The organism is Stenotrophomonas sp. STK16_22 (assembly GCF_051984505.1).
In the GTDB taxonomy this organism is placed as follows: domain Bacteria; phylum Pseudomonadota; class Gammaproteobacteria; order Xanthomonadales; family Xanthomonadaceae; genus Stenotrophomonas; species Stenotrophomonas maltophilia_A.
Window position 1 is genome coordinate 1,332,143 of the sequence record NZ_CP196972.1, and the last position, 16,854, is coordinate 1,348,996.

General features: G+C 66.2%; 15 protein-coding genes. 2 read left to right on the forward strand and 13 right to left on the reverse strand.

Annotated features, from left to right (window positions below; genetic code table 11):
- Window positions 1-3 precede the first annotated feature (3 nt).
- From ACSYAO_RS06100 to ACSYAO_RS06155, 12 genes are all read right to left on the reverse strand, one after another.
- Window positions 4-1,068 carry a GNAT family N-acetyltransferase gene (locus ACSYAO_RS06100; RefSeq protein WP_049399616.1) on the reverse strand — a complete coding sequence of 355 codons (1,065 nt, stop codon included), beginning with the start codon at window positions 1,066-1,068 and terminating at the stop codon, window positions 4-6.
- 29 nt (window positions 1,069-1,097) lie between these two features.
- Entirely contained in the window at window positions 1,098-2,498 is a 1,401-nt protein-coding gene (locus ACSYAO_RS06105) for an aspartate aminotransferase family protein (RefSeq protein ID WP_049462373.1), read from the reverse strand.
- 62 nt (window positions 2,499-2,560) lie between these two features.
- Window positions 2,561-3,277 (reverse strand): MtnX-like HAD-IB family phosphatase, encoded by a 717-nt coding sequence (locus ACSYAO_RS06110; RefSeq protein ID WP_049462375.1) that lies wholly within the window; start codon window positions 3,275-3,277, stop codon window positions 2,561-2,563.
- Window positions 3,278-3,451: 174 nt separating this feature from the next.
- Window positions 3,452-4,654, reverse strand: coding sequence for a DegT/DnrJ/EryC1/StrS family aminotransferase (locus ACSYAO_RS06115; protein WP_032127527.1), 1,203 nt, complete (start codon window positions 4,652-4,654; stop codon window positions 3,452-3,454).
- Window positions 4,655-4,664: 10 nt separating this feature from the next.
- Entirely contained in the window at window positions 4,665-5,063 is a 399-nt protein-coding gene (locus ACSYAO_RS06120; protein ID WP_049424527.1) for a DMT family transporter, read from the reverse strand.
- Window positions 5,060-5,419 carry an EamA family transporter gene (locus ACSYAO_RS06125; protein WP_012479558.1) on the reverse strand — a complete coding sequence of 120 codons (360 nt, stop codon included), beginning with the start codon at window positions 5,417-5,419 and terminating at the stop codon, window positions 5,060-5,062. Before ACSYAO_RS06125 ends, ACSYAO_RS06120 begins: the two co-directional genes overlap by 4 nt.
- Window position 5,420: 1 nt before the next feature.
- Window positions 5,421-6,257, reverse strand: a complete 837-nt coding sequence (locus ACSYAO_RS06130) for an alpha/beta hydrolase (RefSeq protein ID WP_010483180.1) — start codon at window positions 6,255-6,257, stop codon at window positions 5,421-5,423.
- Between the two features lie 79 nt (window positions 6,258-6,336).
- The gene (locus ACSYAO_RS06135) at window positions 6,337-7,716 is read right to left on the reverse strand and encodes a sensor histidine kinase (protein ID WP_005412674.1); all 1,380 of its coding nucleotides are present in this window, start codon (window positions 7,714-7,716) and stop codon (window positions 6,337-6,339) included.
- A complete protein-coding gene (locus ACSYAO_RS06140) occupies window positions 7,713-8,396 on the reverse strand; it encodes a response regulator (protein WP_014646433.1) in 684 nt (227 codons plus the stop codon). Before ACSYAO_RS06140 ends, ACSYAO_RS06135 begins: the two co-directional genes overlap by 4 nt.
- 134 nt (window positions 8,397-8,530) lie before the next feature.
- Window positions 8,531-9,658, reverse strand: a complete 1,128-nt coding sequence (locus ACSYAO_RS06145; protein WP_149908614.1) for a metallophosphoesterase — start codon at window positions 9,656-9,658, stop codon at window positions 8,531-8,533.
- Window positions 9,659-9,893: 235 nt separating this feature from the next.
- Entirely contained in the window at window positions 9,894-10,589 is a 696-nt protein-coding gene (locus ACSYAO_RS06150; RefSeq protein WP_134951303.1) for a hypothetical protein, read from the reverse strand.
- 406 nt (window positions 10,590-10,995) lie between these two features.
- Entirely contained in the window at window positions 10,996-11,427 is a 432-nt protein-coding gene (locus ACSYAO_RS06155) for a winged helix-turn-helix transcriptional regulator (protein WP_134951302.1), read from the reverse strand.
- A 77-nt stretch (window positions 11,428-11,504) separates the two neighbouring features.
- Between ACSYAO_RS06155 and ACSYAO_RS06160 the strand changes: the two genes are divergently transcribed.
- Entirely contained in the window at window positions 11,505-12,722 is a 1,218-nt protein-coding gene (locus tag ACSYAO_RS06160; RefSeq protein ID WP_197614948.1) for an MFS transporter, read from the forward strand.
- A 95-nt stretch (window positions 12,723-12,817) separates the two neighbouring features.
- On the opposite strand, the gene ACSYAO_RS06165 is transcribed toward ACSYAO_RS06160, so the two are convergent.
- On the reverse strand, window positions 12,818-14,233 hold the full coding sequence (locus tag ACSYAO_RS06165; protein ID WP_134951300.1) for a GGDEF domain-containing protein: 1,416 nt from the start codon (window positions 14,231-14,233) through the stop codon (window positions 12,818-12,820).
- A 289-nt stretch (window positions 14,234-14,522) separates the two neighbouring features.
- Between ACSYAO_RS06165 and ACSYAO_RS06170 the strand changes: the two genes are divergently transcribed.
- A complete protein-coding gene (locus ACSYAO_RS06170) occupies window positions 14,523-16,772 on the forward strand; it encodes a TonB-dependent siderophore receptor (protein ID WP_121503876.1) in 2,250 nt (749 codons plus the stop codon).
- The last annotated feature ends 82 nt before the right edge of the window (window positions 16,773-16,854 follow it).

Consider the following 16,854-nt stretch of genomic DNA (forward strand, 5'->3'; position numbering starts at 1 on the left):
CGCTCAGCCGCCTCCGTCCGGTTCGCCCTGCAGGTACGGGGCCAGCCTGCGCAGGGCTGCACGCAGCAGCGGGGAACGGGCGTGGATCGCATGCCGGGTGGAGGTGAAGCTGGCACCCAGTTCGGCCTTGATCCGCGAATCGGTCCAGCCGGCCACGTAGTGGCTCAGGCTGTGCTGCAGCGCGTATTCGAGGTTGTGCATCCAGCTCACCGCGTACAGGTTGTGCTCGCGGGACTGCGGATAGGCCAGGCCGATGTACTTGTCCACCAGCTTGCCCGCATGCACGTAACACAGGTTCCAGCCGATCAGCTGGCCCTGGTGGCGGTACAGGAACATCCGTCCCTGGCCCTGGCTGTCGGCCAGAAGATGCTGGAAGTAAGGCAGATCGAGCTGGTCGAAATGCACCGCGCTCTGCGCGTACACGCCCAGGTACAAGGCATACAGTTCGGCCTGGAGCTGCGGGTCGGCCAGGGCCGGATCACCGGTGGCGATGCAGTCGATCTGCAGGTCGTCGCGCGAGCGCAGCTTGCGCCGGATGTTCTTGCGGCGCGAAGACGACAGGCGGCCGAGATAGCCATCGATCGAATCGAAATCGATCGCCACCCAGGCCAGCGGCATGCCTTCCAGTTCGACGAAGCCGCGTGCCAGCAATGCCTGCAGGAAGGCACCGCTGTGTGCGTTGGCGGCATCATCCAGCAGCGGTGAATCGATCGCCAGGTCCTTGACCACCAGCAGCCGGGTATCGCCGATCGCGTGACGCGTCACGTCCTCAGCCAATGCTTCTGGTGCGACGTGCGCGGGCAGCGGGGTGTACTCGGTGCTGGTGGCACCGACGAAGCGGGTCTTCCAGGTGATCCATGGCCGCCACAGGCGCGACAGCGGCAGGCCAAGCAGCTTGCCGCGCAGGTCGTCGTCCATGGTGGTGGTCAGATCCAGCGGCGCACGGAAGGTCGGCAGGCCGCTGGGAAGGCGGCCTGCCTCGAACCCGAGCGGCGGGTGGGCCAGGAAGCCCTCCAGCAGCGCGGCCGGTTCCAGCGCGGTGCTGGATGCGCGTGACGTCATTTCCATCGGCACGGGAACCGGCAGCGCATCGGACCTCAGCCCTTGGCCTTGGTCAGCGCCTGGTCAAGCAGGGTGATCGCCAGGTCGATCTCTTCGTAGCTGATGTTCAGCGACGGCGCGAAGGTGATCACGTTCTTGTACCAGCCACCCACGTCGAGCACGAGGCCCATGCGCTTGCCGTCGTGCAGCAGGTCACCGGCCAGGCCGATGTCGACCATGCGGTCCAGCAGTTCCTTGTTCGGCGTGTAGCCGTCGGTCTGGCAGATTTCCGCGCGCAGGGCCAGGCCCAGGCCGTCGACGTCGCCGATTTCCGGGTGGCGCTTCTGCAGGCTACGCAGGCCATCGAGGAAGTACGCGCCCTTTTCCGGCACGGTGCGCTCGTAATCCATTTCCTTGCCCAGCTTCAGCACTTCCAGGCCCAGGCGGGTGCCCAGCGGGTTTGAGTTGAAGGTGGAGTGGGTGGAGCCCGGCGGGAACACGGTCGGGTTGATCAGCTCTTCGCGCGCCCACAGGCCCGACAGCGGGTTCAGGCCGTTGGTCAGCGCCTTGCCGAACACCAGCACGTCCGGGGTCACGCCGAAGTGCTCGATGGCCCACAGCTTGCCGGTGCGCCAGAAGCCCATCTGGATTTCATCGACGACCATCAGGATGCCGTACTTGTCCAGCACGCGCTTGAGGCCGGTGAAGAAGTTGCGCGGCGGGATGACGTAGCCGCCGGTGCCCTGGATCGGTTCGACATAGAATGCGGCGTACTCCGCCTGACCGACCTTGGGATCCCACACGCCGTTGTATTCGCTTTCGAACAGGCGCTCGAACTGCCACACGCAGTGGTCGGAGTACTCGTCCGGGGTCATGCCCTTCGGGCGACGGAAGGGGTACGGGAACGGAATGAACATCGCGCGCTCGCCGAAGTGGCCGTAGCGGCGGCGGTAGCGGTAGCTGGAGGTGATCGACGACGCACCCAGGGTACGGCCGTGGTAACCACCCTCGAAGGCGAACATCAGGCTCTTGCCGCCGCGCGCGTTGCGCACGATCTTCAGCGAGTCTTCAATGGCCTGCGCGCCGCCGACGTTGAAATGCACGCGGCCGTCGAGGCCGAACTTCTCGTGCATGTCCACGGCAATGGTCTTGGCCAGCTGCACGCGGGTCGGGTGCAGGTACTGGCTGGCGACCTGCGGCAGGGTGTCGATCTGATCCTTCAGCGCATCGTTCAGACGCTTGTTGCTGTAGCCGAAGTTGCAGGCCGAGTACCACATCTGCAGGTCGAGGTAGGGCACGCCCGCACCGTCGAACATGTAGCTGCCTTCGCCGCGCTGGAAGATCTTCGGCGGGTCGACGTAGTGGACGGTATCGCCGAAGGAGCTGTAACGGGCTTCGTCTGCCAGCAGCTGCGCGTCGGAGGCAGCGGCGTCGGCGTTCTTGTCAAAAATGTTCATGCAGTTCGGTTCCGTGAAGGACGTTCGAAAGAGGTAGCGGGGGCGTGCTTGGAAGGGAGTGCTCAGGCGGTGGCCAGCAGCAGGGGCAGTACGGCGGGCTGCGGGCTGGCGTCGATACGACGTGGCTGCAGCAGGCTGCCATCGAGCAAGCGCGGCAGCAGTGCGATTGCATCGTGGAAGGTATCGATGGCGGCATGCTCGATGCCGGCATCGGTGCAATGGGTGATCAGGCGACGCTTGGCGAACACGAAGTCGGCATCTTCGGAGACGCAGAAATCCGAACTGCCATCGCCGATCATCAGCACACGCGGTGCTTCGTTGGCGCGCGCCTGCGCGGCGCAGGTGCACTTGCAGGTGCCGCTGCGGCAGCCTTCGGCCTGGTAGGGCGATTCCAGTTCCCAGTAGCCATCGCACCAGCGCAGGTGGTTGGCCACCACCGGCAGTCGCGACAGGCCGTGGTTGGCGAGGATGCGGTGGATCGCATGGTCCAGGCCGTCGCTGACGATGCGCAGCGGCACGCCCAGCTGTTCGGCACGGCTGACAAAGGCGGCAAAGCCCGGATCGATCTGCACCTGGTCCAGGTGGGCGTCGAGCGTGGCCGGGTCCAGCTTCAGCAGCCTGACCTGGCCCTGCATGCATTCGCGCGAGCCGATCTTTCCCGCTTTCCACTGGTCTTCCAGTTCCTGCCAGCCCGGCTGGCCGTATTTCTCCAGCAGCGAGTCGATGACATCTTCGAGGCTGATGGTGCCGTCGAAGTCACACAGGATGCTCCAGTGCATGGGCAGGTCCGTCGATGAAAGGAACGTCCGGCGCGATGCCGGGGCAGGCTCAATGTAGGCAGGCAGCCTTTCTCGTTCCTTTCCTGTTGAAAGCCTGCATTGCAGGGCGCGGAAAGCGTTCAGGAAGGTGCATGGATGAATGCGTGAGGCGCACTCCATCCGTGCGTCCTGGCGTCACGCGCGGGCCAGTGCCCGCAGTATTTCGGCGGTCTCTTCACGGGTCTGCCAGGCGCTGTTGCCGAGGGTCAGCATGCGTGCGGCGAAGTCGCGTGCGTTGGGCATGTCGTCCTGCGGCACGATGCCGCGCAGGTAGGCATAGCCGGGCAGGGCATGGATGAACATGCGGCTGGCGCCAAGCCCGCGTGGCCACAAGTCCTTCAGTACCGCATCGCGGGCGCGTTGGCTGGGCAGCAGCAGCATCAACAGTGGCCAGGTGCCACCGCTACCGGCCAGCCCATCGACCACCTCAACGGCAGGCAGCTGTGCCAGCTGCACCCGCAGCTGCAACGCACGCAGCCGACCGGCCTGAAGGAATGCCGGCAAGCGCCGCGCGGCATGGGCGCCGATGTTCTGCCGCCACTGGCTGACCCGGTGCTGCGGGATATCCAGCGGGAAAATGTCACCGACCGCATCTTCCAGATCGCCACGCTGAAGCGCATTGCGCAGTGGATTGCCATACACCAGTGACAGCAGCGAAGGGCGATAGCAGGCAGCAAGGCCCAGCAACTGCACGCTGCGCAGCAGCTCCCAGCGCAGGCTGGAGCGAACGTGCTGGACGGCATGTTCGGCCAGCGCAGCACGCAGTTCGTCATCGCGGCTGACCAGCAGGCCGCCTTCATGCAGGCTCAGGCCCTTGCCGGCGGCCAGGCTGAAGAATCCGATATCGCCGCGCATGCCGACACTGCTGTTGCCGACCCGTGCGCCGAGTGCCTGCGCGGCATCTTCGATCACCCAGGTGCCGGCGTTGCGGGCGACTTCGCAGGCCAGCTCGACATCGGCAATGCGCCCGCCCAGGTGGGTGGGCAGGATCGCCAGCGTGCGCGCATCGGCCAGCCGCTTGAGCTGGCCGGGGTCGAAGTCGAAATGACCGCGCCGGGTATCGCACAACTGCACGCGCAGGCCCAGGCTGTGCACCGCGATCGGCACCAGCGGGCAGGTATAGGCCGGCATGATCACGGTGTCGCGCTTTGGCGCACGCTTGCGCAGCGTGCGCAGGGCGATCAGCAGCGCGTGCGTGCCGGAACAGGTCAGCTGCAGCGGCGGTGTGCCGAGTTGGCTGGCCAGGATGTCACGCAGGTCGCCGCCACCGGGAAGGAAATCGCTGGCCTGCATCGGCAGGCCGGCGGTTGGTGGCAGTTCGCGCGCGAACAGGCTCATCGCAGCGCGCTCACGTCGTGGTTTCGGCAGGGCTGTGCGGGTCGTCCGCCTCGGCGCGGCCGAGGCAGACGATGCCGGCCACGATCAGTACCGCACCGAGCAGATGGTGGAGGGTCAGCGGCTCGTTCAACAGCCACGCCGACAGCAGCAGCACGCTGATCACTTCCAGGTGCGAGGCAGCAAAGGCGGGACCGATCGGCGCATGGCGCAGCAGGCTCATCCAGGTGAAGAATGCACCCACGTAGCCGAGGATGGCGCCGTAAACCCACGGCTGCGACAGCACGCGCAGCAGCCAGGCGGTGTTGGCCTCGACCGGCAACGCGGCGTCACCGGCGTACTTGAAGCACAGCTGGGCCAGCGTGTCGAAAGCCATCAGCAGCGGGAAGCCGATCACATACAGGCGCCTCATGAGCCGGCCCCCACCACGGCTACGCCGGCGGTGACCAGCAGCATGCCGGTCACCCGCAGCGGCGTGAGTTTCTCGCGGAACAGGAAACGGCCGGCGATCATCAGCGCGACGATGTTGATCGAGCCCAGCAGCACGCCCTTGGACAGCGGCACCAGCGACAGGAACGCGATCCAGGCGACGAACTCAAGCACGTAGCAGGCGATGCCGATCCACAGCCAGGGACGGCTGAGCATGTGTTTCCAGCGCTGCAGTCCTTCGCCCTCCTGCGGGTCGCTGGCGGCGGCCTTGAAGGCGAGCTGGCCACCGGTATCGAGCACGACATTGGCCAGCCACAGCAGCGTGGCAAGTGCCCCCATGTCAGGCCACCGCCTTGAGCACGCCAGTGCGTTCACCGATTTCGGTGAAGAAGCGCGCGCTGCGGCGGATCACATCGCGGCGTTCGCGGTCGATGGTGATCATGTGGTAACTGTCTTCCAGCACCACCAGTTCCTTCGGGCCGCTGACCCGCGACATCACCAGCTCGGCGTTGCCCATGCTGGCCACGTCGTCCTCGCGGGCGTGCATCACCAGGCACGGCGCGGTGACCTGGTGCAGGTGGCGGCGGGTCCAGTTGCTCAGGGCGCGCATTTCGGCCAGGGCGTGCCAGGGGTTGCCCGGCAGGCCGGCGGCGGCGCTGTCGCCGGACAGCATGGCGGCGCTGACCTGCGCACGCAGGCGCTCGTCACGCAGGCCGTACGGCGGTTCTTCCATGAACATGCGGTCGCGGCCGATGTTGAAGCGCTTGAACCACGGCAGCAGGAACGAGAAGCGGGCCACGGCGGGGATGTTCCAGCCGTCATAGCGGAAGGTGGCGCCGTACACGCCAACCCCGGACACCCACTCGGGGCGACGTGCAGCCAGTGCCAGCGACAGCACCGCGCCCATCGACAGGCCGCCGACGAACAGCTGGTCGACCTTGCCGCGCAGGGTTGCCGCCGCATCTTCCACGCCCTGGTACCACTGTTCCCAGGTGGTCGCCAGCAGGTCATCCACGCTGCCGCAATGGCCGGGCAGCTGCACACCGTGCACGGTGAAACCGGCGTTGTTCAGCCCTTTGCCCAGCATGCGCATTTCCGCCGGGGTGCCGGTCAGGCCATGGACCAGCAGCACGCCCTGTGGGCCACCGGGGAGGAAGAAGTCGTGCGATTCGGTCACCTGGCGGCTCCGGGACGGCAGTGGGGATGGCAGGATCGCAAGCGCGATTTTCGCCAGCCTTTCAGCGCCCCGGGCCGGGTCAGGGCGCCTTCAGCAGCGGCAGCGTGATGGCGACCTTCAGTCCGCCACCTGGGCGGTTCAGGAAGCTCAGGCGGCCGCCGAAGTGCTCCACCGCCTCGTGCGCGATAGCCAGGCCGAGGCCGGTGCCGCTGGCAGCGGTGCCCGGCGCCCGGAAGAAGCGCTCGCCCAGCCGTGGCATCACGTCGTCGGGCACGCCAGGGCCGTTGTCTTCCACATACAGTTCGACATCATTGTCGTCCAGCGCGTGCACGCCCACCGTGACGGTTGCATTGCGGCCGGCATAACGCAGGGCGTTGTCGATCAGGTTGTCCAGCGCTTCCTGCAGCATGGCGCCGTTGCCGAGTACACGCAGCGGATGGGGACTGCCGCGGTAGCCCAGATCGATGCCATCGCGGATCGCCTCCGGTACGCGCATGCCGACCCACTGCGGTACCAGCTCGCACAGGTCCAGTGCCTCCACGGTATCGGGCACGGTCTGCGCCCGGCTCAGTGCCAGCAGCTGGGTGCTGACCCGGGCGGTGCGCTGGTTGAGCCGGCGGATGTGCTGCAGCGCCTCGCGCACTGTATCGGGGTCGCCATGTGCCAGTGCCTGGTCCACATGCAGGGCCATGCCCGCCAGCGGCGAACGCAGCTGGTGCGCGGCATCGGCGATGAAACGGTTCTGCAGGGTGATCATTTCCGCCTGGCGGGCAAACAGATCATCGATGGTGCTGATCAGTGGCTGGATCTCCTCGGGCACGTCGGCATCGGAGATCGGCGCCAGTTCGCCGCGGCGCTGGGCCAGGCGGGTCCTCAGCGGGGTCAGGATGCGCAGGCCATAGGTCACGCCGAACCAGACCAGCGCTGCGGTACCCAGCGCCAGCATGGTCATCAGCGGGATGATGATCATCAGGATCTCGCGCGCACGCTGCCGGCGGTCGGCCATGCTCTCGGCCACGGTCACCGCCAGCTGGTCCTGCGGATCGTTCATCGCCTGCGTGCAGACGGTGGCCATGCGCACCTGCTGGCCATTGAGGTTGCCGTCGTACAGCGCCGGATGCACGCCGGTGCAGTCCTGCGAAGGGGCGTACGGGCTGAAGTCTGCATTGCCGCTGAGCGTACCCATGCGGCTGCTGTCGACGTTGAAGTAGCGATGGCCGTCGGGGTCGTACTCGATCAGGAAGCGCGCCTGCGGAGACAGGTCGCTGGTCACCGGCATGGTGCTCAGCATCTGCGCGAACGAATGCGTGTCGTCGATCAGGTTGCGGTCGTGGATGCGGTTGGAATAGTCCAGCGCAACGTAGTAGGCCAGGATCGTGTTGAACGTGAGCAGGCCCAGCATCGGCAACGCCAGGAAGGCGAGCAGGCGCCGACGCAGGCTGGGTGGTCCACTGATCACGGGGCGCTGTCGTCCTGCGCGTCTTCCAGCATGTAGCCCAGCCCGCGCACGGTGCGGATGCCCATGCCGCCGGGCTGCAGCTTGCGGCGCAGGCGGTGCAGGGCGATGTCCAGGCCGTTGTCTGTGAGGTCCTGGCCCCAGTCGCACAGCGCCTCCACCAGTTGCGCGCGCGACACGATGCGCTCGGCGCGTACCGCCAGTGCCGACAGCAGGCCGAACTCGCGCGCGGTCAGTTCCAGCGACTGGTCGTCGATCCACACCCGGTGCCCGGCCAGATCGATACGCAGGCGGCCGATGCGCAGGTCCGGGTTGCCATTGCTGGTGACCCGCCGCAGCTGCGCACGCACGCGTGCTTCGAACTCGTCCAGCGCGAACGGCTTGACCAGGTAGTCATCGGCGCCCAGGTCGAGCACGCGCACGCGCTCGGCCAGGCCGTCGCGGGCGGTCACCACCAGCACCGCCAGGCCATCGCCGCGCTGACGCAGGCGCTGCAGCACGTCGCGGCCATCCAGCTGAGGCAGGCCCAGGTCCAGCACCAGCAATGCGTACTGGGTCGAGCCCAGTGCCGCGTCGGCGTGCGCGCCGTTGTCGACGTGGTCAACCACGTGCCCCTGCCGGCGCAGCGAGGCGCACAGGCCGGAGGCGATATCCGGGTCGTCTTCAGCAATCAGAACGCGCATGCGCGGGGGCTCCTGTAACGGTCAGGCCCACCGGATGGACGGGGTGGGCCTCTCTCGGCTGCCGAGGGTAGCCGCAAACCGGGTGAAGGTGGAGCGCGCCGCCGCCGCCCGGTGCCGTCGCGCTGTCCCTTCATTCAGTCCTGCAGGCCCGGCTCACCCGGCGCCAACGGCACCCGCGAGCCATCCAGCAGGCCACGGCTGAGCCTGCCATTTTCGATGAACAGCAGTTCGCCGTTCTCGCCGTTCTTGATGCTGCTGTCGATGGCGATCACGCGGTCGCCATGGAAGCTGCTGACGTGTGGCATCGAGGTGTGGCCGACCACGATGCGTTTGAGCTGCAGGCGGTCGAGTACGGTCTGCACCCCCGCGGTGTCGAGGCGGCCATCGAAGTAGCCGCGGTACCAGATCGGGCTGGTCTTGCCGTCATACAGCGGTGCGGTGGCCGGGTCGGCCTTTACTTCGGCCTTTGGCAGGCCCAGTGACGCCTGGTAGGCCGCATTGGTGCGCGCCGGGTCCAGCGCCAGCTGCACTGCCTCGGGCGAAATACCGCCGTGCAGGAACAGGGTGTCGCCGATCTTCAGCAGCACCGGGCGGGTGCGCAGCCACTGCCCGATCACCGAATCGGCACCGTACAGCTGCGGGTAGCTGCGGCCGAGCAGCTGGGCGCTGCGCAGGTACTTCGGGTTGACGTAGCGCAGGTCGTCGTACAGCACCATGGTTTCGTGGTTGCCGAGCACGAAGTGCACCGCGCCGCCGGCGGCGGCCGCCTGCTGCTGCAGGCCATACAGCAGCCAGAAGGCCTCGGTCACCTGCGGGCCGCGGTCGAACACATCGCCGGCGATGACCAGCGTGTCCTTGCCCAGCGCCCAGCGATCCTGGGCATCGATGACCTGGTGGGCGCGCAGCAGGCGCACCAGCAGCCCGTACTGGCCATGGATGTCGGACAGCGCAACGATGCGCGGCACGGCCGGCAGCACGGAAACCGAAGGCGCATTCGGGGCAGCCACGTGCACCGAGTGCTCGTAGCCGCAGCGCGGGGCGATGTCGGTACCTGCGGCCTGCGTGGCAAGCGTGTGCGACTCGACTTTGTCGTCGCAGATCCACTTGGCCTGCAGCTGGTCGCCCTGGCGGAACACATAGGGGCCATCGGCCTGCACATGGTCGGCGGGCGCGGCAACCTCGCGGGCCTGCGTGGTTGCTGTGGCGCAGGCCAGCAGCGGCAACAGCAGGGCGGTCAGCAGGGAAGGGCGATCGCGCGACATCGGCGGCATCCAGTGGCGGAAAGACCCGATGCTAACCGGCGCGGGTGTTCGTCGGTGTGCGCGAATGGGCGGATCATGGAGGTGAAGTCGTCTGGATAGGCCATCGGCAAGAACGTCGACCGGGGACCCAGAAGGCCCGTCGTGATGCCGCGTATCCGCGGATTACGTTGGAATGTGACCGACCGTGCGATCCTGCCGCGCGGGCCCTTGGAGTTTCAATTGGCCATCTCTCGCTCTAGCTTGCGTTGCGAGCCCTCTCTGAAGCAAGTTTCAGCAATGTGGAGATCTTCTCTAGCTTCCCTGCAAAGATAATCACGATCACTGCTCCCGCCAGCAAACCCAAGCTGCAACAGGTGATCAGAAGCTTGGCATCTGACACCCACTGCGCGGCCTTGTCGCCGTTCCCGGTGCTCAAGAGATTGATGATCAGTGCGCTGATGGCGGTTGCTGCAGATGCCAATCCAGCACGCCTTGTGAGGAGCTTGGATTCCTGCTCCAGAAGCTTTGAGCGCTGGTCCAAGTGCTGGGTATTGCAGTGCGAAAGATCCTCGGCAAGGGCGGAATCTGCGTCAGCAGAGACATCCACGCGATCCGCCATATTGTTGAAGCCATGCCTGAACAGCAGAAAGAGCTGGATGACCTGAATTACAAAGAATACTAGCCCCAGGAGCATGATAATCCCCGTCAGTGGGAGCACGATCACTTTGGCAGCCTGCTGAGTGATCTGATCTGCCTTCAGAAGTGCCATGCATCCAAGGCTCAGAAGGAACAACGCGACCATGCTGCCAACTACGTAGTTTTCCGCCTTGCTGAGGGGTATAACCTGCTTCGGACGTTTGATGCGAAGCAGCAAGATGCGAGTGCTGGGGATCTCAGGGTATTGGTCTTTGTCTATCATGTTTGATGCACGGGCGGAATGGGCCTCGAGCATCGGAGATCTTCGTCTCAGATACTGAGATGACTTTGATACTGAGATGACTTTGATAAGGCCGATCAAATTGCGTATTTTTCCGCTGCAAAAGAACTAGAACGTCGTACTTGGGTTGAGCACATCTGAAAATTTCAATCTGCCCTTTTGATTGGGCTGGTGGTGATGAGTGACCTAGAAGTGGGTAGATCAGCGAGTGCTGCGTTCGGCACGGTGGCGTTCGAGCTGTGGGTGTAATGCGCCAATTGCTTTGGAGGCGTCGTGTGCCACGAGGGCAAGCTCAAAGACGCTTGAACAAAAGCCTACTGGGCCGAGGTATGAGCAGTGGTCATCGTCTAGCATCACGAGTAGAGAGCACCTTACGAGACGTTGTAGAGGAACCGATCCTCGTCTGGCGGAAGCGCGCGCTTCAGACGAGCTTGAGCACGACCGTCTGGCCTGACGCGAGAGCATGACCAGCTGCGTCTAGCGGCTGCATGTAGGGCAGCGGCCGCCGCGTCGCCGATTCGATCAGCTGTGAATGGGCTTCACCGGCCTCGAAGCGATGGCGTTCACCCCATTGGCGCAGCGCGACCAGCAGCGGGAACAGTTCCTGGCCAGCGGCGGTGAGCACGTATTCCTGGTAGGCCGATCCATCGGAGGCCGGCCGCAGCTGCAGGATGCCGGCCTCTACCAGCCGGCGCAGGCGGTCGCTGAGGATGTTGCGGGCCGCGCCGAGGCTGCGCTGGAAATCACCGAAGCGGGTGACGCCATCGAAGGCATCACGGATGACCAGCAGCGCCCAACGGTCACCGAGCAGATCGGCGCTGCGGGCGACGGGGCAGGGGCTGTCGGCGTGCATGGTGGACCTCTCTGATGTGGTTGCAGTTTAAAACCAATGGCAGTAGCCTGCAGCAAGTTTCAAATTGCAACCACTTCATGAGTGCCACATCGCTTCCCCGCCCGCTGCTGGTCCTGCTTGCGGTTGCCGCCGGCGCCAGCGTCGCCAACGTCTACTACGCGCAGCCGCTGCTGGATCAGCTTGCACGCGCCTTTGCGCTGGACCGGGCCGTGGCCGGCGCGGTGCTGGCTGCTACCCAGGCCGGTAGCGTGCTGGCGTTGCTTGGCCTGCTGCCGCTGGCGGACCGTGGTGACCGGCGACGCCTGCTGCGGCTGCAGTTGATCGCATTGGTGCTGGCGCTGCTGTGGCTGGCAGCGTCACGCACGGCGGGCTGGCTGTTGTCGGGCATGCTGCTGGCCGGCTTGCTGGGCACGGCGCTGACCCAGGGCCTGATCGCCTATACCGCCATGCTGGCACCACCCGAGCAGCGCGGTCGCGTGGTCGGTGTGGTGCAGGGCGGCGTGTTCATCGGCCTGCTGCTGGCGCGCGTGGTGTCCGGTACGGTGGCGGCGGCCTTTGGCTGGCAGATGGTCTACCTGTTGTCAGCGATGGTGATGGCGGGGTTGGCGGCGCTGCTGTGGCGGCGCCTGCCCCCAGTACCGGTGCCGTCGGTTCCCCCACGCTGGCGCGAGCTGCTGGGCTCGATGCTGGGCATGTTGCGCCGCGATCGAACGCTGCGCGAACGCGGGCCGCTGGCACTGCTGCTGTTTGCCGGCCTCAATGTGTTCTGGGCGGCGGCACCCTTGCCGCTCTCGGCGCCACCGCTGCATTGGTCGACCGCCGCCATCGGTGCACTGGGCCTGGCCGGGGTGGTCGGTGCGCTGCTGGCGGCGCGGGTAGGGCACTGGATGGACCGTGGTTTCGCGCATCCGGTCAGCGTCGGTGCGCTGTTGTTGATGCTGGTTGCGTGGTGGCCCTTGCTGGGCCTGCCGCAGTCGCTGTCGTTGCTGCTGTTGGGCGTGATTGTGCTCGACCTGGGTGGGCAGGCACTGCACGTATCAAACCAGGCATTGCTGCTGCGCGCGCCGGCTGAACAGCATGGACGCCTGGTGGCTTTGTACATGCTGTTCTATGCGGTGGGCAGTGGTGCCGGTGCAGCGGCCGGGCCGTGGATGCAGGCGCGCCATGGCTGGCCGGCGGTATGCCTGTTGGGGGCGGGCATCGCGTTGCTGGCGCTGCTCTGGTGGGCAGCGTGGCGGGTGGTGGCGGTGAAAGCAGCGGCCGGCGGCCGTATCGGTAGTGCCGGCTGTCAGTAGAGTCGACTGTCAGTCGACTGCTCTTCGCCCTGCGTGCGAAAAACCCCGCGGTGCGCGCGATAGTCGACCCGCGGTCGACTCTACCTGTCCTGCCGTCATCGCTGCAGTGCGCGCCGTCCCGGGGCTTCCTGCAGGTCCGCACTGGCCACCACCACGCGGTTGCGGCCGCTGCGCTTGGCCTCGTACATTGCCGCGTCGGCACGGGCCATCAGCCGCTCGTAGTCCGGATGGCCATCGTGGCCGGCCACGCCGATGCTGGCGGTCAGTGCCAGCACCTGGCCGTTGGCCAGTACCACCGGCGACTGCGCGATCTGCCGCCGCAGGCTCTCGGCGATCACGGTCGCCTGCGATTCGCTGGCAGCCACCAGTACCACCACGAATTCTTCGCCGCCATAGCGGAACAGGTAGTCGCTGCCGCGCGTGAGCTGGCCGAGCAGGCCGGCGACGTGCTGCAACGCGCGGTCGCCGGCATCGTGGCCGTGGCCGTCGTTGATTGCCTTGAAGTGATCCAGGTCGAGCAGCAGCAGCGAGAATGGTGTGCGGTTGCGTGTGGCCAGCTCGATTTCCCGGCGCAGCACGGTGGGCAGGAAGCGACGGTTGAGCAGGTTGGTCAGCGCGTCGCTGCCGGCATCCAGTTCGCCGATGCGCTCGAACAGCAGTGTCATCAGGGTGCGGATGGCGGCCAGGTCCTCGCGGATGGCCGGCAGCACCGCCAGTCGCTGCGCCGGAGCATCGCCGCTCGCGCGCTGCAGGTGGCCATCAATGCGGGCCATCAACTGGCCCACCTGCTGCGTTTCGCTGCTTTCGCCGAAGCTGGGGATGCCCTTGTGGGTGAACCACAGGCCGAACTCCGAGGTAGCCAGGCTGGCGTTGTCGCTGGCCTGCACGTGGCCGGCCAACGCGTAGAGCAGGGCGTTTTCCCAGTCCAGCAGCAGTGCGCGCTGGCGCTCGCGTTCGGTACCGACGTTCTGTACCAGCGAGAACAGCCGGTAGGCGGCGTCGGCACGGGTGGAGCGCTCGCGCGCGTGGGTGTAGGCCAGGGTCATGCCTTCCATGGCGATGTCCATGATCGCGCTGAGGCAGTCGATGGCGGCAAATGCGGTGTCGCTGTCCGGTGCATCGTCGCGCAGGCGCACGAACAGTTCGTGCTTGAGCACACGCGCACCGCGGGTAACCAGGTCGACCGGAATGCCGACGCGGGCGTGCACGTCGCCGATGATCCGCTGCGAGGCCACGGTGTTGGCGATGCCGCTGGCATCAGTGGTCAGCAGCTGCGCCAGCCAGCGCTGCATGGCCGGCTGCAGGCGCTGCTTGACCTGGTCGTGGGACAGGAAACGGCGCGCACGGGTGTCCTGCAGCAGTACTTCGTAAAAGCGCTGGGCCAGCGCGGGTGGGGCATCGGTAGCAGCGGCCCTGAGCAGCGCGGTGGCGGCAGGGCCGGCCTGCAGCAGGCACTGCTGCCAGGCCTCGGCCAGCGGCTGGCTGGCATCGTCCAATTGGGGTGGTTCCACGTCGATCTCTGACTGCGTACGGCAAACCACGGGTATCGGCCGCGGCGGCATACGGTTGATGGCGGGTTAGCCGGCCAGTTTACGCGCGGTGCAGGGTTGCACGGTGCGCAAACCACATCGGCGCCGCTGCGGCAATGAGTGAACGCATTTGAGAATCAATCGCATTGATGGGAGAATGCGCGCACGGAACGGGCTGCAGGTGCCTGCTGCAGGACTGCTCCGCCTCCCCCTCGTCGTTGCCTCAAGCCCTTTGCCAGAGGCCCCGTAGCCCTGCCAGAAGGTCCTGATCATGTCCCCTGCCGTTGTCCTTTCGCCGCGCCCGCTGGCGCTTGCCGTTGCCGCCCTGCTGGCCGGCAGCGCTCTGACCGCCCACGCCGAAACCGACGCAACCGATATCGACACGGTGCACGTCACCGCCTCGCAGATCGCGCGCCAGGCCCTGGGTACCTCGACCATCACCGCAGAGGACATCGCCAGGCGCCCGCCGGCCAACGACATCGCCGAGCTGCTGCGGACCATGCCCGGCGTCAACCTGACCGGCAACAGTGCGTCGGGCCAGTACGGCAACAACCGCCAGATCGATCTGCGTGGCATGGGCCCGGAAAACACCCTGATCCTGGTCGACGGCAAGCGCATCGGTGCGCGTGATGCCGTGCGCATGGGCCGCAGCGGTGAGCGCAATACCCGCGGCGATACCAACTGGGTGCCGGCGGAAATGATCGAGCGCATCGAAGTGCTGCGCGGCCCTGCAGCGGCACGTTATGGCTCGGGTGCTTCCGGTGGCGTGGTCAACATCATCACCAAGCGCCCGACCGGCGACCTGACCGGCGCGGTCGACCTGTATGGCCTGGTGCCCGAGCACAGCGCCGAAGGCGGCAGCGAGCGCGTCGGCCTGCAGCTGAGCGGGCCGATGACCGACACCCTGTCGTTCCGCCTGTACGGCAATCTCAACAAGACCGACGCCGATTCGCTGGAACTCAACCGTGACTTCGCGGCGAATCCGAACGCGGTGCCGCCGGCCGGTCGCGAGGGCGTCAAGAACCGCGATGTCAACGCGCTGCTGCGCTGGGACGTGACCGCCAACCAGGTGGTCGAATTCGAAGCCGGCACCAGTCGCCAGGGCAACATCTATGCTGGCGATCGCGCGGTCAGCACCACCGGTACCTCGACACCGATCGATCTGGGGGCGTTGGCCGAGCAGCAGGCCGAGACCAACCGCATGTACCGCAACACCGGCGCGATCACCCATCGCGGCCGCTGGGGTGATGTGACCTCGCGGGTAACGGCTGCAGTGGAGGCGGTGAACAACTCACGCATCAACGAAGGCCTGGCCGGTGGCCCGGAGGGCAGCTTCAACGGCACCGACTGGTCGACCTCGCGCCTGCGCAACTACCAGCTGGACGGCGAAGTCAGTTTCCCGACCACGCTGGGTGGTGCCGAGAACATCTGGACGCTGGGCTTTGAATACCTGGACAGCCGCCTGACCGACCCGTACTCGATGAGCCAGTCCAGCAGCAGCGGCGGCGGCATCCCGGGGCTGTCGGCCGATCGCGCACGCGGCAAGTCCGACGCGCAGACCACCGCCGTGTTCGTGGAAGACAACATCTACCTGGGCGAGCGCTGGATCGTCACCCCGGGCCTGCGCTTCGACCACCACAGCCAGTTCGGCAACAACACCAGCCCCAGCCTCAACGCGCAGTTCCGCATCAACAGCGACTGGGTGGTGAAGGGCGGTATCGCCCGTGCATTCAAGGCGCCGAACCTGTACCAGTCGAATCCGGACTATCTGTATTACACCCGGGGCAATGGCTGCCCGAATGCACTGCCGAGCCTGGGCGCCGGCTGCTACATGCGCGGCAACTCGGACCTGAAGGCGGAAACCAGCCTGAACAAGGAACTGGGTATCGAGTGGGCACCGCAGAGCGGCTGGCAAGCGTCGTTGACCTACTTCCACAACGACTACAAGGACAAGATCCAGGCCGGGTACAACCAGATCGGGCTGACCGCCGACACCAAGGGCCGCATCTTCCGCTGGGAGAACGCACCCAAGGCGATCGTGCAGGGTCTGGAAGGCAACCTGGTGGTCCCGCTGCTGGGCGAGCAGGGCAACCGCCTGAAGTGGAGCAACAACTTCACCTACATGGTGGAGAACGAGAACAAGAGCACCGGCCAGCCGCTGTCGGTAATTCCGAAGTACACCGTCAACACGATGCTGGACTGGCAGGCCACCGACAAGCTGTCGCTGCTGCTGACCGGCACCTTCTACGGCAAGCAGAAGCCGGCCACCACCAACATCAACAATGATCCGCGCTGCACCGGCACCTGCGATCCGTCGATCGCGCTGCAGGACCGTGGTGCGTACAACATCTGGGGCGTGAGCGCGCGCTACAAGGTGACCGAGACGGTCAGCTTCGGTTTCGGCGTCAACAACCTGGCCGACAAGCGCCTGTTCCGCGAGGCCAACAGCAGCGATGCCGGCGCGGCGACCTACAACGAGCCGGGCCGCGCGTACTGGGCCAGCCTGCGCTTCGGGTTCTGACCGCAGGCGGACGTCGGTCCGCTGCGTCCGCCAGGCGTGGCCTGGCGTTGCCGGCCGCGCTCCGGTAGCGCCGGGCCATGCC